At 55.9% G+C, this 22,625-nt stretch carries 21 protein-coding genes and 1 tRNA gene; 12 read left to right on the top strand and 10 right to left on the bottom strand.

Features of this window, described 5'->3' with window-relative positions; genetic code table 11:
• Positions 1 to 3 precede the first annotated feature (3 nt).
• Together glmS and WC359_04750 are read right to left on the bottom strand one after the other, a co-directional pair.
• A complete protein-coding gene (gene glmS / locus WC359_04755) occupies positions 4 to 1,782 on the bottom strand; it encodes a glutamine--fructose-6-phosphate transaminase (isomerizing) (protein MFA5399728.1) in 1,779 nt (592 codons plus the stop codon).
• A gap of 4 nt (positions 1,783 to 1,786) precedes the next feature.
• Positions 1,787 to 2,227 (bottom strand): DUF1616 domain-containing protein, encoded by a 441-nt coding sequence (locus WC359_04750; GenBank protein ID MFA5399727.1) that lies wholly within the window; start codon positions 2,225 to 2,227, stop codon positions 1,787 to 1,789.
• A gap of 201 nt (positions 2,228 to 2,428) precedes the next feature.
• On the opposite strand from WC359_04750, the gene WC359_04745 reads away from it, so the two are divergent.
• From WC359_04745 to WC359_04735, 3 genes are read left to right on the top strand one after another with little or no spacing between them, the layout of a single operon-like run.
• Positions 2,429 to 3,247 (top strand): electron transfer flavoprotein subunit beta/FixA family protein, encoded by an 819-nt coding sequence (locus WC359_04745; GenBank protein MFA5399726.1) that lies wholly within the window; start codon positions 2,429 to 2,431, stop codon positions 3,245 to 3,247.
• Between the two features lie 30 nt (positions 3,248 to 3,277).
• Positions 3,278 to 4,597 (top strand): electron transfer flavoprotein subunit alpha, encoded by a 1,320-nt coding sequence (locus WC359_04740; protein MFA5399725.1) that lies wholly within the window; start codon positions 3,278 to 3,280, stop codon positions 4,595 to 4,597.
• A gap of 28 nt (positions 4,598 to 4,625) precedes the next feature.
• Positions 4,626 to 6,605, top strand: coding sequence for a (Fe-S)-binding protein (locus tag WC359_04735; GenBank protein ID MFA5399724.1), 1,980 nt, complete (start codon positions 4,626 to 4,628; stop codon positions 6,603 to 6,605).
• 148 nt (positions 6,606 to 6,753) lie between these two features.
• Here the strand turns inward: WC359_04735 and queA are convergent, their stop codons facing one another.
• The 7 genes from queA to WC359_04700 form a co-directional block, all read right to left on the bottom strand.
• On the bottom strand, positions 6,754 to 7,782 hold the full coding sequence (gene queA / locus WC359_04730) for a tRNA preQ1(34) S-adenosylmethionine ribosyltransferase-isomerase QueA (protein ID MFA5399723.1): 1,029 nt from the start codon (positions 7,780 to 7,782) through the stop codon (positions 6,754 to 6,756).
• A 4-nt stretch (positions 7,783 to 7,786) separates the two neighbouring features.
• Positions 7,787 to 9,550, bottom strand: a complete 1,764-nt coding sequence (locus WC359_04725; protein MFA5399722.1) for a formate--tetrahydrofolate ligase — start codon at positions 9,548 to 9,550, stop codon at positions 7,787 to 7,789.
• Between the two features lie 15 nt (positions 9,551 to 9,565).
• Positions 9,566 to 10,447, bottom strand: a complete 882-nt coding sequence (gene folD / locus WC359_04720; GenBank protein MFA5399721.1) for a bifunctional methylenetetrahydrofolate dehydrogenase/methenyltetrahydrofolate cyclohydrolase FolD — start codon at positions 10,445 to 10,447, stop codon at positions 9,566 to 9,568.
• Positions 10,448 to 10,649: 202 nt separating this feature from the next.
• Positions 10,650 to 11,105: a hydrogenase maturation protease gene (locus WC359_04715; protein ID MFA5399720.1), complete on the bottom strand. Its 456-nt coding sequence runs from the start codon at positions 11,103 to 11,105 to the stop codon at positions 10,650 to 10,652.
• The gene (locus tag WC359_04710) at positions 11,102 to 12,028 is read right to left on the bottom strand and encodes a CoB--CoM heterodisulfide reductase iron-sulfur subunit B family protein (protein MFA5399719.1); all 927 of its coding nucleotides are present in this window, start codon (positions 12,026 to 12,028) and stop codon (positions 11,102 to 11,104) included. Before WC359_04710 ends, WC359_04715 begins: the two co-directional genes overlap by 4 nt.
• Positions 12,025 to 12,579 carry a 4Fe-4S dicluster domain-containing protein gene (locus WC359_04705; GenBank protein MFA5399718.1) on the bottom strand — a complete coding sequence of 185 codons (555 nt, stop codon included), beginning with the start codon at positions 12,577 to 12,579 and terminating at the stop codon, positions 12,025 to 12,027. The genes WC359_04710 and WC359_04705 overlap by 4 nt, the downstream gene beginning before the upstream one ends.
• A 9-nt stretch (positions 12,580 to 12,588) precedes the next feature.
• Positions 12,589 to 14,550 (bottom strand): CoB--CoM heterodisulfide reductase iron-sulfur subunit A family protein, encoded by a 1,962-nt coding sequence (locus tag WC359_04700; protein ID MFA5399717.1) that lies wholly within the window; start codon positions 14,548 to 14,550, stop codon positions 12,589 to 12,591.
• Between the two features lie 194 nt (positions 14,551 to 14,744).
• On the opposite strand from WC359_04700, the gene surE reads away from it, so the two are divergent.
• From surE to WC359_04675, 5 genes are all read left to right on the top strand, one after another.
• Positions 14,745 to 15,524 carry a 5'/3'-nucleotidase SurE gene (gene surE / locus WC359_04695; GenBank protein MFA5399716.1) on the top strand — a complete coding sequence of 260 codons (780 nt, stop codon included), beginning with the start codon at positions 14,745 to 14,747 and terminating at the stop codon, positions 15,522 to 15,524.
• An 18-nt stretch (positions 15,525 to 15,542) separates the two neighbouring features.
• Positions 15,543 to 16,832, top strand: coding sequence for an acetyl-CoA C-acetyltransferase (locus WC359_04690; protein ID MFA5399715.1), 1,290 nt, complete (start codon positions 15,543 to 15,545; stop codon positions 16,830 to 16,832).
• A 13-nt stretch (positions 16,833 to 16,845) separates the two neighbouring features.
• Positions 16,846 to 17,409: a histidine phosphatase family protein gene (locus WC359_04685; protein MFA5399714.1), complete on the top strand. Its 564-nt coding sequence runs from the start codon at positions 16,846 to 16,848 to the stop codon at positions 17,407 to 17,409.
• 24 nt (positions 17,410 to 17,433) lie between these two features.
• Positions 17,434 to 18,468, top strand: a complete 1,035-nt coding sequence (gene argC / locus WC359_04680) for an N-acetyl-gamma-glutamyl-phosphate reductase (GenBank protein ID MFA5399713.1) — start codon at positions 17,434 to 17,436, stop codon at positions 18,466 to 18,468.
• 5 nt (positions 18,469 to 18,473) lie between these two features.
• A tRNA-Glu gene (locus WC359_04675) sits at positions 18,474 to 18,549 on the top strand.
• A gap of 50 nt (positions 18,550 to 18,599) precedes the next feature.
• On the opposite strand, the gene WC359_04670 is transcribed toward WC359_04675, so the two are convergent.
• The gene (locus WC359_04670; GenBank protein MFA5399712.1) at positions 18,600 to 18,797 is read right to left on the bottom strand and encodes a hypothetical protein; all 198 of its coding nucleotides are present in this window, start codon (positions 18,795 to 18,797) and stop codon (positions 18,600 to 18,602) included.
• A 112-nt stretch (positions 18,798 to 18,909) separates the two neighbouring features.
• Between WC359_04670 and WC359_04665 the strand changes: the two genes are divergently transcribed.
• The 4 genes from WC359_04665 to WC359_04650 all read left to right on the top strand — a co-directional run bounded on the left by WC359_04665 (position 18,910) and on the right by WC359_04650 (position 22,477).
• Positions 18,910 to 19,542 (top strand): zinc ribbon domain-containing protein, encoded by a 633-nt coding sequence (locus WC359_04665; protein MFA5399711.1) that lies wholly within the window; start codon positions 18,910 to 18,912, stop codon positions 19,540 to 19,542.
• Entirely contained in the window at positions 19,542 to 20,366 is an 825-nt protein-coding gene (locus WC359_04660) for a thermonuclease family protein (GenBank protein ID MFA5399710.1), read from the top strand. The genes WC359_04665 and WC359_04660 overlap by 1 nt, the downstream gene beginning before the upstream one ends.
• 119 nt (positions 20,367 to 20,485) lie before the next feature.
• Positions 20,486 to 21,133, top strand: a complete 648-nt coding sequence (locus tag WC359_04655; GenBank protein MFA5399709.1) for a vWA domain-containing protein — start codon at positions 20,486 to 20,488, stop codon at positions 21,131 to 21,133.
• Between the two features lie 18 nt (positions 21,134 to 21,151).
• A complete protein-coding gene (locus WC359_04650) occupies positions 21,152 to 22,477 on the top strand; it encodes a J domain-containing protein (protein ID MFA5399708.1) in 1,326 nt (441 codons plus the stop codon).
• Positions 22,478 to 22,625: the final 148 nt, after the last annotated feature.

The following is a 22,625-nucleotide window of genomic DNA, read 5'->3' as shown; positions in this document are numbered from 1 at the left end:
AGGCTACCTGACCGTTACCGATTTGGCGAGATTGCGCGGCATGTCGGGATTGTGACCTCGCCGGGTGGCCATGTGGTAGGCCAGCAGTTGCAGCGGCACGACGGACACCATGGGGTAGAGCAGGTCGTGCACCCTGGGTATCCTGATCCAGTGGTCGTAAACCTCGTTATCGACATCGGAGACCGCAATTATTCTGGCGCCCCTGGCCTTGGCCTCGATGGCATTCCCCAGCGTCTCCTTGTAGGTGAAGTCCCCGGGACAGATCACCAGCACGGGCGTGCCGTCTTCGATTAAGGAGAGCGTGCCGTGCTTGAGCTCGCCGGCGGGCATGCCCTCGGCATGTATGTAGGATATCTCTTTCAGCTTCAGCGCTCCCTCGGAGGCTATAGCGAAGTTGATGCCGCGGGCGATGTAGTAGAAATCGTTCTTATCGTGGTATTGCTTCGTGATTTTAGTTATCACGTCGTTATTCCAGTCGATGGCCCTGGCGACCTGCCGGCTGACCTTGCGTATGTTATCGGCCGCCATATCGAAAGAATGCACCATGGAAAAGGCCAGCAGGTAGAAGATGGCCAGCTGGTTGAGGAACGACTTGGTGGCGGCCACGCCGATCTCGGGTCCGCAGTTCAGGTACAGCACATTGTGGCTGAGCTCGCCCAGCAGCGACTGGGGCCTGTTGATGATGGAGACTATTCGAGCGCCCGCCTTGCGGGCCAGCTCCACGCCGTCGATCACATCCAGCGTCTCGCCGCTCTGCGATATGGCCAGCACCAGCGTGTTCCTGCTCACGGATTCGGCGAAGTACTGGAACTCGGAGGCCATGACCACCTCGCAGAATTTCTTGCCGACGCTTGAGAAGAGGTAGCGTCCTACCAGGGCGGCGTAACGCGAGGAGCCGCAGGCGGTGACTATTATCTGGTCGGCCCTCAGCACATCCAGCGCCACCGCCGTGAAAACGTCCTTGTCCTGGTGCGTGGCGGATATGAGAGTATCGGGCTGCTCCATGATCTCTTTGAGCATGAAGTACTCGTAGCCTTCCTTGTTGTTGTCGTTCCAGACCGCGTCGGGTTTGGAGGCCTTCTTGCTGATCGGACGTCCCGTGGAGTCGAAGAAAACCGTTTTAACTGCGGTGAGGACCGCTATCTCGCCCTCGCCCAGCATGTAGAGCTGGTCTATCTGCCCGGCCAGGGCCAGCGAGTCGCTGGCTGCGAAGGCTTTATCCTTGCCCAGGCCGACCACCAGCGGACTGCCCTTGCGGGTGCCCACGACCTTGCCGGGCTCATTGGTGCAGATGGCGAGAAAGGCGTACGAGCCCTCCAGCCTGGGCGCCACCGCCATCACAGCCTCCTCCAGCGAGCGGCCGCGTTTCATTTCATCTTCCAGCATGTGGGGTATGACCTCTGTATCGGTCTCGGAGATAAAGCGGTGTTTGTGCTTGATCAGGTCCTTGCGCAGCTCCTGGTAGTTGTCGACGATGCCGTTGTGTATGACAGCGATCTCCCCGGCGCAGTCGCAGTGAGGGTGTGTGTTGACCTGCGTCACGCCGCCATGCGTGGCCCAGCGCGTATGTCCGATACCGACGCTGCCCGGTATCTTATCCAGTTTGTATTTGCGGTTTACCTCCTCCAGCTTGCCCACTCCCTTCTTCACCAGCAGTTTACCGTCGGATATCATGGCCACGCCCGAAGAATCGTAGCCGCGGTATTCCATGCGCTTGAGGTCTTCGAAGATCACCCGGGAAGCCTTGCCGGTCTTGCTGCAGTAGCCGATGATTCCGCACATATGCTCAGTTCTCCGTTACCTTCATAATCAATACCAGCGGGTCTTTGATGTGCGGTACAGCTCCATTGTCCTTATACAGGTAGAAATTCACCCTCCGGCCTTCTCCGGCCTGGTTCAGGCTGAATTCCACCGGCTGCTCCCACTGCTGTCCTTCATTCAATACGCCCACTTTTATAGAACTGATTATAGCATCATTTTCCCTGATTTGAACTGTATAATCAGACGGTTTTCCTTCGTGGTTCACGATGCCAACGATAACGCTTACAGGCTGTCCGGCTGCGGCCTGCGACGGGTAATCGGCAGCACGGCCCCCTTCGCCCAGCAGGTAGAACTCGCTGAAGCTCTCGGAAGGCTGGGTTGTGACCGCCAGGTACACGATCGCCGCGATGCATATGAGTATGGCGGCCATCAGGACGCACGCGGTTATTTTTTTAGTCGTGGTCATGGTCTTTTTGGATGCTGAATTCTACGTATTGCACGATGCGGTTGTCAATTCGGGCGCACCTGAAGGCACATCACTACGGACAGGAGTGGTTTCCGCTATGTATATTGACCGGAGGTTAATAAAACAATAATATATAGTCTTAATATCGGCGAAATATACTATAATAATGCGCATATATAAATATTACTGGAAGCGTCTAACTTGTTAATTATCGCCTGTATCAAGCAGGTCCCGGATACCACTCAGGTCAAGATCGATCCGGATACGGGCACGCTTATCCGTGAAGGCGTCCCCTCCATCATCAACCCCTTTGATGCCCACGCTCTCGAGGAGGCCTTGCGGCTTAAGGAAAAGTACGGATTTAAAGTGGTGGCCCTTTCCATGGGTCCGCCCGGCGCGGCGATGACGCTGCGCAAGGCCCTGGCTGTCGGCGCCGATGATGTGGTGCTGCTGAGCGACCGGGCTTTCGGCGGGGCCGACACGCTGGCTACCAGCATGGTGTTGACCTCCGCCATCCGCATGCTGGCCAAGGAGGACGAGCTGGCTATGGTGATATGCGGAAAGCAGACCATTGATGGAGATACGGCTCAGGTGGGGCCGGGCATCGCAACGCGTCTTAAGTGTGCCCAGCTCACATCGGTCGACCGTGTCGAGAGCATCGACATCGAGAATAAAAGGATCAGGGTGCGCTGCAAATTCGAGGACAGGTATGAGGTGCTGGATTCCAGGCTGCCTGCCATGGTGGCGGTGCTGCGCGAGATCAACCGCCCGCGTTACCCGACGGTACCCATGCGGCTGATGGCACATGATGCCGATATCAAGGTCTGGGATAATAGTGTGCTTAAACTGAGCGAGGATGTGATCGGCCTCAAGGGTTCGGCCACATCCGTGCGCAGGATTTTCTCCCCCGACCGGCCCCCCGGCCAGATACTGGGCGGGGAGTCCGTAACCGATCCGGAAGAGGCGGCCCGCATGCTGCTGGAGAAATTGGTCAGCAGGAACGTAATCTCGACACAGTAATACAGGATTTGGCCATCAGGTTGGAAAGACATGCCGGAAGATAAGAAGATCAGGAAGCCGCTGGGCGTGGCCAGGCGGCTGGAAGGCAAGTGTATATCCTGCGGCGCACGCTGCATGACCGTATGCCCCAAGCACGCGATAGGTATCACGGACCAGGGCGTGCCGCTTATAGACACCGCAAAATGCACAGGCTGCCGCAGGTGCGTAAAGATCTGCCCGGCAGAGGCCATAGAGATATATTACACGCCGGAGCAGTTGCAGATACTGGAAGAGCTGGCCGCCGGGGGTCAAAAAACGGAATTCCAGGAAAGCGATGAGGAGGAGATAGCGGCCGGTAATGGCCAGTACAGGGGGGTCTGGGTATTTGTAGAGCAGACCGACGGCATACCGGCGACCGTCTCCTGGGAATTGCTGAGCGTGGGGCAGACGCTGGCCGGACAGCTTAAAGTCGAGCTTTGCGCCGTCGTGATCGGTGAAAAAGTGGAGGGCATCTGCAAAGAGGCATATGCTTACGGCGCCCAAAAGGTCTATCTGATGGACGCAGCGGTTTACCGCTATTACCGCACCGAACCCTATTTTAAAGCGCTTTGTTACCTGTCCAGACAGTACCGGCCTGAGATCGTCCTGATCGGCGCTACCGGTGTGGGCAGGGACCTGGCGGGAGCGGTTGCCACCGAACTGCGTACCGGGTTGACGGCCGACTGCACCGGACTCACGGTGGATGACGAAAGGCGGCTGTTGATGCAGACACGGCCGGCCTTTGGCGGCAACATCATGGCCACCATCGTTACGGAGAAGTCGTGGCCCCAGATGGCTACCGTCAGGCCTCACACCATGCACCTGCATGAGAAGGATGATTCCCGTACCGGTGAAATCGTGCGGGAATGGCTGGAGATCAAGGAGGACGACGTGGCCACCAAGGTGATCGAGATTATCGACCGCCGGACGGGCAATGAGATAGACATAACGGCAGCAGATGTAATCGTGTCGGGGGGGCGGGGGATGCAGTCAGCCGAAAATTTCCGCCTGCTGCATGAGCTGGCCGATGAACTCGGTGGTGTGGTGGCCTGTTCGCGCAGCGCAGTGGATGCCGGCTGGATGCCGTCCGAGCGCCAGGTAGGGCAAACGGGCAAGACCGTCCGCCCCAAAATCTATATCGCCTGCGGCATCAGCGGGGCAATCCAGCATATCGTGGGGATGCAAAATTCGGATATCATCATAGCCATCAACCGCGACAGGGGCGCCCCAATTTTCGAGGTGGCTCACTACGGCCTGGTCGGCGACCTGTGCAGGATCGTCCCCTCGCTTACGCGGCAGATAAAGGCCTTGAGGGCCGGTAGTAAAAGCTGATCGGGCAGGATTTGAAAAGGAGAAGTTTATGCAGGTCCAGGTGATGGTCTTCGCTGCAGTTTTCGCTTTCGCGATCATTTTCTTCATCTGGAGCTGCTGGTACCGGTTTCGGCTGGTGGCGCTGGGAAGTCCCGACAACCGCTTCAACCATATCGGACGGCGAATCTGGAATATGCTGGTCTATGCCTTTGGACAGAAGCGCGTTATGACCGGCAGATATCCCTTCGGGTTGAACCACGTGGTCTTCTTCTGGTGCTTTATCATTCTGCTGATAGCCAATGCCGTATTTTTACTCGGCGGGCTGTTCCCGGATTATATATCCTTATCATTGCTGCCCGACGGACTGGCTTACACCCTGGCTTTTATATTCGATATAGTTTCGCTGCTGGCGCTGCTGGCCGTATTAATAGCCATGGGGAGGCGCCTGTTTTTTCCGCCGCGCTACATAGATGCCCGCTCACCGGATGCCTTCGTCATCCTCGGACTGGTGGCGGTTCTCATGCTGGCCTACTTCGGTCTTAACGGCAGCGAGATCGCACTGGGCGGCAAGGGGGCAGCCGGCTTCATGCCTGTCTCCAGCCTGGTGGGCGGCGTCCTTTTTGCATCTATCTCGGCGGCGGTTCTATCAACCATGGCCGTTGTTTTCTGGTGGGTGCATGCAGTTGCGCTGCTGGGATTCCTGGATTACCTGCCGTACAGCAAGCATATGCACATACTGACCTCCATACCCAACTGCTTTTTCTCCAATGCCGGGACGGTAAACACGATTGACCCCGAGATCTTCAGCGCGGGTCGCAGCTACGGCGTCGATCGTGTCGACCGGTTCCGTTGGAAGGACCTGTTCGACGCCTATTCCTGTACCGAGTGCGGACGCTGCAACGACAACTGCCCGGCCACCAGCACGGGGAAAGCGCTCAATCCGCGCCTGGTCATCCACGATATTAAAATCAATTTGCTGCATAACGGGCCGGCGCTGGAAAAAGGCAGGGCGCCCGGGTTGCCTCTTATCGGCCAGGGCTGCGAGGGCAGCATCCTGCCGGAGGCAATCTGGGACTGCACCACCTGCGGCGCCTGCATGCAGGTTTGCCCGGTCTTCATAGAGCATGTGCCCAAGCTTATCTACCTGAGGCGGGGCCTGGTGGAGATGCATGCCAGGTTCCCCGACGAGCTGATCTCGCTCTTCGAGAACATGGAGAACCGCAGCAATCCCTGGGGCATTATCCCGGCCGAAAGAGGCAAATGGGCCGCGGACATGAATGCCCCTCATTTCGAAAAGGGCGTAACCGAGTACCTCTTCTATGTGGGTTGCGCCGGGTCTTTCGATACCCGCAACAAGCGCAATACGGTCGCCATCGCCAACATCCTAAATGCCGCAGGCATATCCTGGGGAATACTGGGACGTGAGGAAAAATGCTGCGGCGACAGCCTGCGGCGGCTGGGTAACGAGTATGTTTTCGATCAGATGGTGAAAGACAACGTAGGGCAGTTCAGTGAACTGGGCGTAAAGAAAATAATCGCGCAGTGCCCCCACTGCTATAACTCCCTTAAAAATGATTACCCGCGCTTCGGGGCTGATTTCCAGGTATTGCATCACAGCGAGCTGATCAGGGAGCTGGCCGTCTCCGGAAAATTGAAGATGAAGGTCCCGGCGGATGTGGGGAAGGTGGTCTTCCACGACTCCTGTTATCTGGGACGCTACAACTCCATCTTCGATCAGCCCCGTGAGATCATAGCGAAGGCCACCGGCCGGCCTCCCGTCGAGTTGGAGCGCAACCGCGAGAGGTCGTTCTGCTGCGGCGCCGGCGGCGGACGTATGTGGATGGAGGAGAACACGGGGAAGCGCATCAATATCGAGCGGGTCGGCGAAGCGCTCAAGCAGGAGCCCGACACCATCTGCGTGGCCTGTCCCTATTGTGTCACCATGATGGAGGACGGCCTGGGCGACCTCAAGGTCGGCGACAAGGTACGCGTGCTGGAGCTGTCCGAGATCGTCGAGATGACGCTTTAAGCGCCTGTCGTTGCGAGCTTTTTCCCACCACGTCATTGCGAGCGCAGCGAAGCAATCTTGTGTTTCGTGCCAGGACAACAGAAGATTGCCGCGTCGCCTTCGGCTCCTCGCAATGACGAATGAAAGAAGGGCTCCTCGCAATGACATACTATAAGATGAGCATGGCGTCGCCGAAGCTGTAGAATCTGTAGCCCTCTTTTTTGGCCTCCTCGTAGCAGTGCAGTATGAACTCGCGCCCGGCGAAGGCCGACACCATCATCAGCAGCGTGGACCTGGGCAGGTGGAAGTTGGTGACCATGGCGTCCGTGACCTGAAACCTGTAGCCGGGCAGTATGAAAAGTCCAACCTGTCCGCTGAAAGACGCCGTCCGGCCTTCCCGTGAAGCGGCCTCCATCAGCCGCACCGAGGTCGTGCCCACTGCTATCACACGTTTTCCAAGGCCGTGCGTGTCATTTATCATTTCAGCCGTGGCCCGGCCGACAACCCCGTGCTCGGTGTGAATGTGGTGCCTGGACGGGTCCTCTGCGCGCACGGGCTGAAAGGTATCCAGTCCCACGTGCAGCGTGACGAAAGTGGTATTGACCTCCCTGCGCCTGAGGTCGTCCAGCAATTCAGGCGTGAAATGCAGCCCCGCGGTGGGCGCCGCCGCGCTTCCCTCATATCTGGAGTACACCGTCTGGTAGTCGTCATCGTCCTCCAGCCGGGCGTGTATGTAGGGCGGCAGCGGCATCTTCCCGTAGCCGTCCGGCGCGTCCCTGCCTCCCAGGCTCACGATGCGCAGCCCGCCCTCCCCTGTCTTCAATATGGTGACTGTGAGCTCCCCTGGGGCGCCCGGTTTAACTGCGGGCACGATTACCCTGGAGCCTGGAAGCAGCCGCCGTCCCGGCCGGGCCAGCGCCTCCCAGTTGCCGTCCTCCAGCCGCTTGAGCAGCAGCACCTCGGCCCTGCGCCCGCTGCCCTCGATCGTGCCGTTCAGGCGGGCCGGTATCACGCGGGAATCGTTGAGAACCAGCGTGTCGCCCGGATTTAAATAGTCTCCAATCTCGTGGAAATGGCGGTGCTCGATGCTCCGGCTGCCGCGGTCGATCACCATCAAGCGGCATTGATCGCGCCGGTCTAACGGATGCTGGGCGATGAATGAAGGAGGCAGGTCATATTCGAAATCGGATAGACGCATGCCCTTAGAACAGTCCGTGCACCCTGCCTGTGAGCGGATCGATATCGATGCGGCGGAAGGCCGGATTGGAGCCGGTGCCGGGCATCATGTTGACCTCGCCGGCGAAGAAGCAGAGGAACCTGGCGCCGGAGTAGATGATGATATCGCGTATGGGCAGGATCCAGCCCCTGGGCACGCCCTTGAGGGCGGGGTCGTGGCTCAGGCTGAGGTGGGTCTTGACCATGATGGTGGCATAGTCGTCGAACTCGGGGTCGTTCTCCAGCATTTTGGCTTTAGCCTCGGCTGCCGGCGACCAGGAGACGCCCGCCGCGCCGTAGACCTCGCGCGCAATCTTGTCCACGCGGTCGCGTATCTTCATCTCGGGCGGGTAGAGGAATTTAAATTCATTGTCGTCTTCGCAGGCGTCCTTGACCACGTCGGCCAGCTCCAGTGCGCCCTCGCCGCCGAACTCCCAGTGGCGGGATGCGGCGCAGCGCGCCCCGGCTTGCTCGGCCGCCCGTTTGACCATCTTGATCTCGGCCTCCGTATCGGTGTGGAAGACGTTGATGCAGACCACCGGCTTAACGCCGGCCTCCCTGATGATCTTGATATGGTGCAGCATGTTGGGCAGGCCCTTCTCCAGCAGCTCCAGGTCCTCGCGCGTGTATTCCTCCGGTATGCCGATGCCGGGCACGACCGTGGGGCCGCCCCCGTGCATTTTGAGCGCGCGCACGGTCACCACCAGCACCGAGGCGTTGGGTTTGAGGTCGCTCAGGCGGCATTTAACGTTGCAGAACTTCTCGAATCCGATGTCGGCGGCGAAGCCGCTCTCCGTGACGTGGTAGTCGAACAGCTTGAGTCCCAGGCGGTCGGCGATGATGGAGGACTGTCCCAGGGCGATATTGGCGAAGGGGCCGGTGTGCACCATCAGCGGCTGGTATTCGGCCGTGCAGCATAGCGTGGGATTGATGGTATTGCGCATGAGGGCTGTCATGGCGCCGCCCACCTGCAGGTCGCCGGCCGTCACGGGGTCGCCGTGCTTGTTGTAGGCCACAGTGATCCTGTCCATGCGGTGGCGCAGGTCGCCCAGGTCCCTCACGATGGCCAGCAGGGCCATCAGCTCGGAGCTGACGGCTATCTGGAACTTGGACTGCATGGTGAAGCCGTCCATCTTGCCGCCGATGCCGATGATGATATTGCGCAGGCTCTGCGCGCAGAAGTCCATCACCCAGCTCATCTCGATGCGCGTGGGGTCGATGTCCAGTCGTTTCATATTGGAAAGGGTCTGCAGCTTGCGGTCGTCGTAGTTGCGCTCATGCTGCATGCGCGCCGTCAGCGCCACCATGGCCAGGTTGTGCGCGTTGGTGATGTCGTTGATGTCGCCGGTCAGTCCCATGGAGAACTCGGTCATGGGTATGAGCAGGGCGTTGCCGCCGCCTGCCGCGGTGCCCTTGATGTTCATGGTAGGCCCGCCCGAGGGCTGCCTGATGCAGCCACCCACGTTATAGCCGCGTTTGCCCAGCCCCTCCAGCAGTCCGCAGGTGCAGGTGCTTTTGCCCTCTCCCAGAGGGGTGGGGGTCATGCCCGTCACCTGTATGTATTTGCCGTCCGGCCTGTCCTCGAGCCGGCGCATAATTCCGGCGTAGTCCAGCCTGGCCACCTTGCCGTAGGGTATGATCTCTTCCTTCTTCAGGTCGAGCCTGGCGGGCCAGTCAGCCGGCTGAGGCATGTTCTTCTCCGCCGCCTCGGCGATCTGCCAGTCGCTCATTTTCAACGGATCGTACGGCATAGCGCTAAATCTCCCTTAAGTCCTTTTAAGCTCGGCGGCCTCGATTGTGTTCTGCAGCAGCATGGTCACCGTCATGGGTCCCACGCCGCCCGGGACAGGCGTGATGGCCGCCGCCTTTTCTTTGACCGCCTCGAAATCTACGTCGCCCACCAGGCGGTAACCCTTCTCTCTGGTCGAGTCGGGCACCCTGTTGACGCCCACGTCGATCACGATGGCGCCGTCTTTGACCATATCGGCCGTGATGCAGCCGGGTTTGCCCATGGCCGCCACCAGTATATCGGCCTGCCGGGTGAAGCTGGGCATGTGCTCGGTGGCGGTGTGTACCACGGTGACCGTGGCATTGGCGCCCTTCTTTTTCTGCAGCAGGATGGCGGCCAGCGGTTTTCCCACCAGGTTGCTGCGGCCGCAGATCACCACGTGTTTGCCCGCGGGATCGAATCCGCCGCGCATCAGCATCTGCTGGATGCCGTGGGGTGTGCAGGGCAGGAAGCAGGGCTCGCCGCGCAGCAGCTTGCCCAGGTTGACCGGATGGAACCCGTCCACGTCCTTGTCCGGGGATATATGGTAGAGAACCTTCTCCGTATCGATGTGCGGGGGCAGGGGTACCTGCACCAGTATTCCGTCCACTTTTTTATCGCCGTTGAGCTTATCCAGCAGGGCGATCAGCTTCTTCTGGGAGGTGTCGGCCGGCAGGTGGGTGGTGTTCTCCTTGATGCCGACCTCGACCGAGCCCTTCTCCTTGGACCTGATGTACGAAACGGAGGCCGGGTCGTCGCCCACCAGGATGACCTCCAGGCGCGGCACGATGCCGCGCGCGGCCAGTGCGGCCGCGCGTGCCTTGAGTTCGCTGCGGATGGAGGCCGAGACCTCCAGGCCGCTGATCAGCACGGCTGTCATATCCTATCTGCGCTCCCTTTCGCGAAGCATCATTATACAGATTATGAATGTGGGGGACAAAATGTCATTGCGAGCCCGAAGGGCGCGGCAATCCTGTGTGCCCGCAGTCACGCACAAGATTGCTTCGTCACTGCGTTCCTCGCAATGACGATGGGAGAAAAATGCCCGCAATGATGGAGTGAAAAACGCTTGTAATGACGATCTAATGCGTGATGAGTTCTTTCACCATCTTTACGGCTTCGGGCACGGCCGCAGCTACCTTTTCAGACAGATCCTGTGAGAACTCGTATACCGGAGGTATCTCTACTGCTACGATATCGATTTTTTCAGGTAGTTTGAGCTTCATGGTGGCGCCCAGGTGAAGGGCGGTGGGCAGGTCGGTGTCGTGGGGGGAGATGGTGTGCTTGCTGGGCCTGAAGTTGTCCAGTCCCAGGCGGTATACGGTCCCTGGCTTGCCGTCCACGGTCATAATGGCGTCCACGATCACCACGCGGTCGTAGTTGACCACGTAGTCTAGCAGGGCGAATCCGGAGGCGTCCACGCACTCGAAAGTGATGTCGCCGGGGGGAGGATCGGACTGCAGGGCTTCGACCACGTGGAAGCCCACGCCGTCGTCGCCCAGTATGGGATTGCCGATGCCCAGTACCAGCTTTTTCATCCGGCTGCTTGCTGCGCCGGCTGATTGGCCGCGGCCGCCGCTATCTTGCCGCTGAAGTAGGGATTCAATAGCTTGCGCGGAGAGACGATGTTGCCGTCCAGCGCGGACTGTTTGAAATCGAATCCCAGCGCCACGGCGATGAACTGAGGCAGCGCCAGCACGGGCAGGTTGAAATGCGTCTTGAATTTGCTGTTGACCGCCGGCTGGTAGGCGTCCAGCGCGGTATGGCAAAGCGGGCAGGTGGTCGACACGAAGGCCTGCGCGCCGTTGTCGGCGGCGTTCTGCAGCAATCTGTGTATCAGGTCCAGAGCCATGTTGGTCTCGGAGATGACCAGCGAGCTGCCGCAGCATTTGGCCTTGAGCGGGAAATTGACCGGCTCCGCCCCCATCGCTTTGGCCATTTGATCCAGCCAGTCGGGGTACTCGCGGTCGTCGTAGCCGTACTCGGGCCGCACCTGCTGGCAGCCGTGATAGCAGGCCACCTTGAGCCCGGTCAGGGGACGCTTCACCCTGGAAGCAAGGGCTTCCAGGCCGACGTCGTTGTAGATCACTTCCACGATGTGGCGCACTTTGACCGTGCCGTTATAGTTGAGCCCGATTGTGGTCAGCGCCTCGTGCACCTGCCAGGCCAGCTTGTGGTCCTCTTTCATCAGCTCGTTGGCCTCGTGCAGAATGGTGTAGCAGGAGCTGCAGGGTGTGACCAGGTCCAGACCGGTCTTCTCGGCCTGCGCCAGCACGCGCGCCGTGATGGCCATGGCCTTGACCTTGTCCACGCCGCTGAATGGGGAGGAGCCGCAGCAGGTCCAGTCCTTGAGCTCAACCAGCTCGATATCCAGCGGTTTGGCGATAGTTTTAATCGCCTTCTCCACCGGGGCGCCGGTGGCTTCCATGGAGCAGCCCGGGTAATAAGCGTAATATCTCACCTGTAACCTCCCGTGCTAATGTTCTGGAACATGCGGTTGAGCTCGCGCCTGCCTTCGACCGCCTTGGGCAGCAGCGGCATGCGCTTGTGCGTCAGCAGGCTGAAGGCCATGGGCAGCATCTTGAGCGCCGCGAAGGGGTTGGTCTTGAGGAAGTATTCCAGCATGAAGCCGAACTCGTAGATGCGCCCGTTCTGTTCGATCGAGCGCGCGAATGAGCGGTACATGGTGGTGGTTTTGGTGGGCGGTTTGTAGTTCTCTTTGAGGGCGATGGCCTCCAGCGCGTGCATGATATTGGCCGGCTTGATATCGCGCGGGCAGCGGGCCGTGCAGAGGTAACAGGACACGCAGTACCAGATGGAGCTGCTGTTGAGCACCTCGTCCTTCATGCCTGCGCGTATCATGGCGATGATCTTGCGCGGAGGGTATTCCCAGTGCTCCGCGGTGGTGCAGGAGCCGCTGCACACGCCGCACTGTATGCACTCGTTGATCTTATCGCAGGCCGGTATGGAGGCGACTTCGTTGAGGAAATCCGGTTTCAGCTTCGTTTCCATATCCCTCTCCTATGCTAAAATGCCTTCCAGCTCGGCGTTGATCTGCTGGTCGGTGAAGTGCCTGTGCGTGATGGCGCCGCTGGGGCAGCCCGCCACGCAGGTGCCGCAGCCCTTGCACAGCGCCTCGTTGACGCGCGAGACCTTGTCCTTCTCGATGAACGTGATGGCGCTGTAGGGGCAGAGCAGGTTACACACCCGGCAGCCCGAGCATTTGGACTCGTCGATGAAGGCGGTGTCGGCCTCGATCTCCACCTTGCCCTTGTCGATCAGCGCCAGCACCCTGGCCGCCGCGGCCGAAGCCTGCGCCACGGTGTCGGGAATGTCCTTGGGGCCCTGGCAGCAGCCGGCGATGAAGATGCCGTCGGTCATGGTGGCCACCGGGTCCAGCTTGGGGTGCTTCTCGGTGAAGAAGTGGTCCTTGCCGATGGAGATATTGAAGGTGTGCGCCACGTCCAGGGCGTCCTTGTGCGCCTCGAGCCCGCTGCACAGCACCACCATCTCCACGGGGAGGCGGCGCTGTTTGCCCACCAGCGTATCCTCGAACTGCACGATCAACTTGCCCTTCTCCTCGGGCGTCAGCGCCACGTCCGTGACCTCGCCGGGACGTCCGCGGAAGAACACCGTGCCTTCGTGCTGGACGCGGTTATAGAACTCCTCATATCCCTTGCCGAAGCTGCGGATATCGATATAAAACTCGTAGACCTCCGCGCCGTGCACGTGCTCCTTGAGCAGGTGGGCGAACTTCATGGCGTACATGCAGCAGACGCGCGAGCAGTAGGTGTGGTATTTCTCGTCGCGGCTGCCCACGCAGTGTATCAGCGCGATGCTTTTGGGCTCCTGCCCGTTTTTGAGAAGTATGTGTCCCGTGGTGGGTCCGGCCGAGTTGACCATCCGCTCGAACTCCAGGCTGGTGATGACGTTGTCCAGCCTGCCGTATCCGTATTCTTTGAGCGGAGTGGGGTCGAACAGCTGATACCCGGTGGTGAGTATGATGTTGCCGACCTCGATATCCAGAATCTGGTCTTCCTGCTGGAAATCGACGGCGTTCCTCTCGCAGAATTTCTCGCAGGCGCGGCATTTGCCCTTGAGGAAGTAGGTGCAATGCTCGCGGTCGATCACGGTCACGTTGGGCACGGCCTGGGCGAAGGGCGTGTAGATGGCCTTGCGTTTGGACAGCCGCTCGTCGAACTCGCTGTCCACCTTGACCGGGCACTTGGCCATGCAGGTGCCGCAGCCGTTGCATTTCGCATCGTCCACGTAGCGCGCCTTCTTGCGTATCTTGACGCGGAAGTTGCCCACGTAGCCCGAGACGTAATCCACCTCGCTGTAGGTGAGCAGCTCGATGTCGGGGTGTGCGCCCACCATGCTCATTTTGGGTGTGAGTATGCAGGCCGAGCAGTCCAGCGTGGGGAAGGTCTTGTCGAGCTGCATCATATGTCCGCCGATGCTGGGCTCGCGCTCCACCAGGTAGACCTTGTGGCCGGAGTTGGCGATCTCCAGCGCCGCCTGAATGCCGGCGATGCCGCCGCCCACCACCATGGTGGCGGGGTGGACCGGCACCTCCTTGCTCTCCAGCGGCTGGTGGTAGAACACGCGCCTTACGGCCGCGCTGACCAGCGCCTTGGCCTTCTCGGTGGCCTCTTTGGGCGACTCAGTCACCCAGGAGCAGTGCTCGCGTATGTTGGCCATCTCGAAGTAGTAGGGGTTGAGACCCCCTTCCTGCACCGCGCGCCGGAAGGTGGGCTCGTGCATCTGGGGTGAGCAGGAGGCGACCACCACCCGGTTGACGCCCAGCTCCTTGATATCCTTCTTGATCAGGTCCTGTCCGGGATCGGAGCACATGAACTTGTAATCGCGCGCGACGACGACGGCGGGAAGGGTTTTGGCGAACTCCGCCACCTTCTCAACGTCCACAATCCCGGCGATGTTGCTGCCGCAATGGCATATATAGACACCTATCTTTGGCTCCATCATGACCTCCCTGGCAGGATCGTTTTGCAGTTATTCATGCGCATGGTTTGCCACGACTGTAAAGGCTCACGGATTTCTGCCGAATTATAACACCGTATATGGCAACTAACAAGCATCGTGATTGCCGTATCGGGCCATGTTTATCGGCTGTGGTGGTCTGTGATAAAATTATGCGTTTTCCGGGAGATATTGAAGTGAAGATACTTGTCACCAACGACGATGGGGTCAACGCCGACGGCCTGTGGACGCTGGTCGACTGGCTGAAGGACGCGGGCGAGGTGACGGTGGTGGCGCCCGATCGCGAGCAGAGCGGCGTGGGCACCTCCATCACCTTTCACCATCCCATACGCATCACGCGCGTGCACGAGAAAATACACGGCATCGAGACGCACGCGGTGGAGGGCACGCCGGCCGACTGCGTCATCATGGCCATCAAGGTGGTCATGAAGGACGGCATCGACCTGGTGGTGTCCGGCGTCAACCAGGGCCCGAACTGCGGCTACGACGTGTTCCTGTCGGGCACGGTGGGCGCCGCGCTGCAGGGCTTCTTCTACTCGATACCCTCGGTCGCCGTCTCCGTGAACGGCTTCGAGCAGCCTAAATTCGAGACCGGGGCGCGCGTAGCCCGTGCCGTAGCGGACTATGTCAAAGAGAAGGGCATCAAGGGCAAGATGCTGCTCAACGTGAACGTGCCCGACCTGGAATTACGCGAGATACCCGGCATGGACGTGACCAAGCTGGGCGAGAAGAAATACTCGGCCGGCATCGAGACGGGCTACGACGGGCGACACGAGTATTACTGGATACAGCACCGGGCGGTGGACATGGAGGACGTCAGCGGCACGGACCTGTGGGCGCTCAAGCACCGCCGCATATCGATCACGCCGCTGCGTTTCAACCGCAGCGAATACAGCACGGAATTCGTACACGAGATGGTGCCGGCGCTGTGCCGTCGCCTGCTGGGTAAAAAATAGTCATCTAAGGAGGGATCAATGTCTGAAGTTGTCATAGTGAGCGCGGTCAGGACGGCCATCGGCGGGTTCGGCGGAGGCCTCAAAGAGCAGACCGCGGCCAAATTAGGCTCGATAGTGATAAAGGACGTCCTCAAGCGGGCCGGCCTCAGGCCGAAGTCAGGGTCCAAACAGCTGGGCTACGGCCCGGCGGCGCTGGCCGGCGATGGGCAGAGCGAGCTTGAGAAGAAATATTACGATTGGCCGGATAACCTCAAAGAGGTGCAGGTGGATGAGGTGGTGATGGGCAACGTGCTGCAGGCCGCGCAGGGACAGAATCCCGGCAGGCAGGCCATGATCTACGCCGGGCTGCCCAAGGAGACGCCCGCCTTCACTGTCAACAAGATCTGCGGCTCCGGTCTCAAGGCCGTAATCGTGGGCGCGCAGTCCATTATGCTGGACGACGCCGACGTGGTCGTGGCCGGCGGCATGGAGAGCATGAGCAACGCCCCTTACGCCATGACGCGCGCGCGCTGGGGCTATCGTATGGATTTGACCGGCAAGGGCGAGGTGCTGGACCTGATGGTCTACGACGGCCTGTACGAGCTTTACTACGGCTACCACATGGGCGTGACGGCCGAGAACATCGCCTCCAAATACGGCTTTACCCGGGAGGACCAGGACAAGCTGGGGCTGATGAGCCACCAGCGCGCCATGGCCGCCATCAAGGACGGCACCTTCAAGCAGGAGATCGTGCCGGTGGTGACGCCGCAGAGGAAGGGCGATCCCGTGGTCTTCGATACGGACGAGAGGCCGATGGAGACCAGCATGGAGAAAATGGGCAAGCTGGCCCCGGCCTTCAAGAAGGACGGCACCGTGACGGCCGGCAACGCCTCAGGCATCAACGACGGCGCGGCGGCCCTGCTGCTGATGTCGGCCAAGAAAGCTAAAGAGATGGGCCTGGAGCCCATCGTGAAGATAAAAGCCTTCGCCTCCGGCGGCGTGGACCCGGCCTATATGGGTCTGGGTGTGGTGCCGGCCGTGAAGAAGGCGCTGGAGAAGGCCAAACTGACGGTCAAGGATTTGGACGTGGTCGAACTGAACGAGGCCTTCGCCTCGCAGGCGATGGGCTGCGTCAGGGAGCTGGGATTCGACCTGGACAAGACCAACGTGCACGGCAGCGGCATCTCGCTGGGGCATCCCATCGGCGCCACTGGCGGGCGCGTGCTGGTCACGCTGGCGAACGAGATGAAGAGGCGCAACCTCAAGCACGGCCTGGCCACCATGTGCATCGGCGGCGGCATGGGCATCGCCATGGTCGTTGAAAGATAGTCGACGGGGTGAATTGGGCAAGCTACTGATCGTCAACACGGGTCCGGTAAGGGAGCTTTCGGAGGACGCTGTGGCTCGGGCCGTGGCGGAGCGGCTGTCCGAGTATAAAGTGGCAGCCGTGTATTACTGTCCGCTGCCCGGCGTCGAGGATCTGGCACGGCATATAGCTGGACACTTCGGCCTGCAAATTGAGCCCCTGCCGGGGCTGGGCGAGGCGCAGCAGGTATGTTGGAAGCAGCTCATTCAGAAAGAGGGAGAGGCGGCCGATTGTTCGGCCGCGGGCGCGCCTCCCGGCGCAAGTAGCATGCTGTATCCCGACGCCGGCATAGACAGGCTGAGGGAGGCCTCCGCCGTTGCGCTGGACGATATCGCCTTGAAGCATAAGAAAGAAACCGCAGTGGTCGTTTCGCAGCGGGCATTGTCCCAGATCATGATACTGCACCTGCTGCATCTGCACAGCAAGCACTACGGCCAGATCGATCAGCAGCCGGGGTCGGTGAACCTGTTCGAGTTCCGCTTCGGCGTCCCCTCCGCCCTTTACATAAATGACACCTGCCACCTGAATAAGTTAATATAGATAACAACGTTATTGGAAAAAGCAATGAACAAAATAAAAGCGGGCATCATCAACGTCACCGGTTACGCCGGCGTCGAGCTGGCGCGCATCCTCTGGCAGCATCCCAACGTCGAGCTGGTCTCTGTGACGGGCAGGAGCGCGGCCGGCAAGAAGCTGGGCGAGGTCTTTCCTCATCTGGGCGTGACAGGCTTGACCGTGACGGCCGAGCTGGAGGGCAAAATAGACGTCGCCTTCTCGGCCATGGCCCACAAGGCCAGCGCCGAGGGCATCGTGCCGCTGCTGAATAAGGGTATCAAGGTTGTGGACATCAGCGCGGACTTCCGCCTCAAGGAGGCCGCCTGGTACCCGCTCTGGTACGATTTCGACCATCCCGCGCCGGAGCTGTTGAAGAAGGCCGTCTTCGGTCTGCCTGAACTGCACCGCGCCGCCATCAAGGGCGCCGACCTGGTGGCCAACCCGGGCTGTTATCCCACGTCAGCTATACTGGCGCTGGCGCCGCTGGTCCAGATGGGGCTGGTCGAGCCGGACCTGATCGTCGACAGCAAGTCGGGCGTATCCGGTGCCGGCCGGACGCTCACCCTTCCTACTCATTTCTCAGAGGCCAGCGACAACGTGCGCGCTTATGGTTTGGGCGGCCATCGCCATTTGCCGGAGATACAGCAGGAGTTGACCCTGCTGGACGCCACGAAAAGCGTCTCAGTGACGTTTGTGCCCCATGTGGTGCCCATGACGCGCGGCATCGAGAGCACCTGCTACGCGAAAGCGAAGCCGGGCAAGCTCAGCGGTGGCAAGGAAGAGCTGGACAAAGTCTACTACGATTTTTACCGCGACGAGCCGTATACCAAAGTGGTGCAGCAGCCTCCCGAGAGCAAGCATACGCTGGGCAGCAATTTATGCCTGGTCTACCCCACCATCAACCAGAAGACGAGCCGTGTGGTGGTGATAACCTGCATCGACAACCTGGTCAAGGGCGCTGCTGGACAGGCCGTGCAAAATATGAATATAATGTTTGGTTTGCCGGAGACGTCCGGCCTTGAGCCCCTTCCCCTCTATCCATAAAGCGTGCCCCCATCGTCTAGAGGCCTAGGACACCAGCCTTTCAAGCTGGACACAGGGATTCGAATTCCCTTGGGGGCACCACCATTTTTCATATAACATATAACTCAGATTAGATATAGCCTATAGTTACTTCAAAAAATATCAAACCATCTCTTTTTTCGGTGCTTTGTACTTGCTTCATGTAATGTTTGACTAATTTTCTTTTGAAACTCGATTGATCTAGATTTCTTATCTAATTCTTCAATAACATTGGTAACTGAGAGGTGTCTTTCTTGTTCAGCTAACTTATTCATCATTTCAATCTCAATTTCATCCTCATATTTACCCAATTATTGCCTCCTTGAGTGTTCTGAATAACCTCTCAACTCCATAGTATACCCCATATAAGTTCATTGTATAAGTTATGTTAATGCGATAAAATGCGTTTGGGGAATTGAGGCTATGGAAGTGCAGCAAATATTTCAATGCTATAGATGCGGTGCTCAGAATTACATAGGCCAGCCCAGTTGCTGGAACTGCTATTCTCCATTTCAATGGAACTGCCCCAACTGCAGAGCTCCTGTTCAAAACACGATGTTAAATTGTCCGTATTGCCGTTTAATACTACCTTGGCCAACTCAGCAACAAAACGTACATAAACAAGCATCCGAACAGCCTTATTATCAACAGCAAACCAGCAGTTTAAGCCCGCAATATCAGCAACAGAGAAGGCAGACTGAAAAAGCTCCGAAAGAAAAAAGGAAAAATCCTTGGCTCATTGGTATCCTAGCGGTCATAGTCCTCATTGTAATAGGCGGTATTATCAATATCACTAATAGTAATACTACCCAAGTAACGAAGACTACAGTCTTGCCGCTTGCTAATACTCCTGATACTTCAGATACATCAGACACTCCAACAATTAATAACACCCCAAATACAATATTCAGTGGCACAGATATGGTATATATCACCAGAACTGGCAAAAAGTACCACAGAGCAGATTGTGGATACTTATCTGAGAGTAAAATACCTATTGAGCGAGCAGAAGCTATTAATAATGGCTATACTCCTTGCTCTAGGTGCAAACCATAATGCAAATTATTAAATCCATTCTTTGTCCATGGTTAATTGATAAAGGCAGTATTAAGAAGTCGTCCTGTTACGGCATATGCCTTCTCCTGGTTTCAGTTCTATTTACTGTTTCTTGTAGCCCCTACCCGTATCTTGCAATAAACTATTTTCTAATTACTCCTTCGCCGATATCACCAGGAGAATCAGCCACACTGCGTTGGAGTGTGACCGGTTCAACATCAGTGGAAATTGATAATGGTATAGGCGAAGTATCCGCCAGTGGGGTGCTATTAATCAAGCCTGATGCTACAGCTACATATATAATTACAGCTATAAATACTGACAGGATCATTCAGGATAATGCAACTATTGCAGTTAGATCTAATATAGCCCAATCTCCTGTTCCAGTCCCTATATATCCACCAATGAAGCCGCCCGATGCAGTAAAAGCTTTGGTAACAAAGGTTATAGATGGGGATACCATTTGGGTCGATGTAAGTGGTAAAAGCTATAAGGTTCGCTATATCGGGATGGACACGCCAGAAACGGTGCACCCCTTTAAACCTGTGGAATACTTTGGCAAAGAAGCTTCGCAAAAGAACACTGAGTTAGTTAGATCGAAAACTGTGTATTTGGAGAAAGATGTCTCGGAGAAGGATAAATATGGACGTTTACTCAGATATGTTTGGACGGATGATGTAACGATGGTGAATGCTGAGTTGGTACGTCTCGGATATGCATACTCATACACGTATCCACCGGATGTAAAGTATCAGGACCTTTTTCTTTTATTACAGAGGGAAGCACGTGAAAATAGTCGTGGATTATGGGCAAAATGCCCTTAAACTGATTCTGTTTTCTTTTATTTAGATTAAATATAAATTGACTGGAAATCTTAGACAAGGTAGCTTGTATTATAAGAAGTGATGAGTAATATAATTGGGTCAAACAAAAAGGAAAGGAGATGACAAAAGAAATCAAAGGTATAAGTATTCGTAAAGAATCAGATACAGGTGTTTTAGTAACTTCTGATGGCATAAAAATCTCAACAACAAATAAACCTATTAGTATTCATCTTGAGCAAAAGAAAGGCACTGTATTTCTATTACTAGATTGTTCAGGTAGTATGTCAGGTTACAAATTGAATCAAGCTAGGCAAGGTGTTCTTCATTTTGCCAGAGATGCAATTCAAAAAAACTACCAGGTAGGACTAATCAAGTTTGATTCTGATGCTGCTTTAATATGTAATCCGAATATAGTACTTTCGCAGATAGAGAATAATTTACCCAAATTTGAGGCAACTGGCTCTACAAATATGGTTGATGCAATTAAAATGGCGCATGATTATCTAAAAAAGTATCAAAATCCATTGGCAATGGTGATTGCTACAGATGGCGTACCGAATGATGCACTGGCTGCTCTAAAAGCTGGAAATGAATCGAAAAAGGATGGAATAGAAATAATTACTATTGGAACCGATGATGCTGACAAGGATTTTCTATCACGATTGGCATCACGGAAGGATTTAAGTTCTGTAGTTACCAAGGAAAACTTGGCAAAGGCGATAGAATCAGCTGCGTTACTACTGCCTGAACCTAGAAAGAAATCTTAGTAATCAAAAAGGTGCATGATGACGTGGGACGAAGCTTGTCAAATTCTTGGTGTTAGCAAAGACGCATCGCAGGAAGAAATAAAAGAGCAGTACCGATATAAGTTACAGCTTTTACATCCTGACAAAAATCAGAATAAACCTGAAGCTGTACGTAAGAGAGCTGAACAAGAGCTGACAGTTGTAATTTCAGCATATAATTTTCTTTTAAAGCCACTAAATTCTCCACATAACCCACCGAAATTGGACGTGTCACCCAAGTACATTAGATTCAAAGATATTGAACATAATCAATCAAAAGAGACAACTGTTTTAGTAAAAAGCATTGGCGGCACATTTACAAATATCTGGATTGATACTAAAGCATTGCCCCCTTGGCTTAAAGTTACAGATGTGAAATCACTATCCTCTGAACCATTGCCACTCGAAATGACTTTAAAGGCTAGCGGAATTTCCAGTTTGCAAAAACAATCTTCATGTTATCTATTAATACGCCTGGAAAACGAAGATACCAAGACCAAGGACGAAGTTAAGGTATTAATTGAATTACTAATCAAAACAAAACCAGCACATCTGAATCTAGATAGATTCCGTATTGATTTCAACAATGAATTAGCAAATACACGCTCATTAGATTCATTTACCATTAAAAATGATGGGGATGAAATGCTTTATGGCACACTTTCAACTGCAAATTCTTGGATATCTGTTGATAAGCCTAATATTAGTATTGCCCCTAACAGTAGTGAGATTATTGCAGTAGCGATAACTAGTGCGTATTTGCCGTATGATCAGAGAAATACTGGTTATATTCAAATCAATACAAATGGTGGTTACTTTGCATTTGAAGTAAATTGTACAGTCACAGTGCCTGACTATGCTCAACAGGTATCGGCAAGTCCTGCTAGTGAACCAATATACAAAACCTCTTTAAACATTGGGGGGTTTATTGGGGCAGTTTTTGCTATTAATCTATATTTTGGCTGGATAGTATATCTTCTTAGTAGCGCTTTTGTACCTAAAAATATGTCATTTTTATACACTGTAATTGCTGTTGTTTTTGAGTCAATAGCAATAGTTGTCGCAATTAAAATAAACATCGAGAAGAAAGTAATTGGTTATGCACCTACGGGGCCAAAAACTTACGTACCGCCAACAGGCGCACCGATACATGTTCCAGCAACGGGCACATCTACCCAATACATTGGTAATACGTCTTCTTTTATTTATCATCGTCAATCTTGTCAATGGGCTATGAAAATACCATGGAACAGAAAGGTCAATTTTGCTACCCTTGACGATGCAAAAAGAAGTGGCTATAGACGATGTAAAGTCTGTCGTCCATGATAAAAATACATAGTTATTACATATTTTATACTTTCCACCATATTTTTAACGGAAAGAGATATAAAAAGGGAATTAGATTCAATATGACTATGTTCTTAATAGAATGGTGATTTGTAGAATTTCATTAAGTGGTGGAAACTGAAAGACC

Source organism: Dehalococcoidia bacterium (assembly GCA_041653995.1).
Taxonomy (GTDB): Bacteria; Chloroflexota; Dehalococcoidia; order GIF9; family UBA5629; genus CAIMUM01.
The sequence above is the reverse complement of the archived record's forward strand: the minus strand, read 5'-3'. Positions and strand labels throughout refer to the sequence as shown.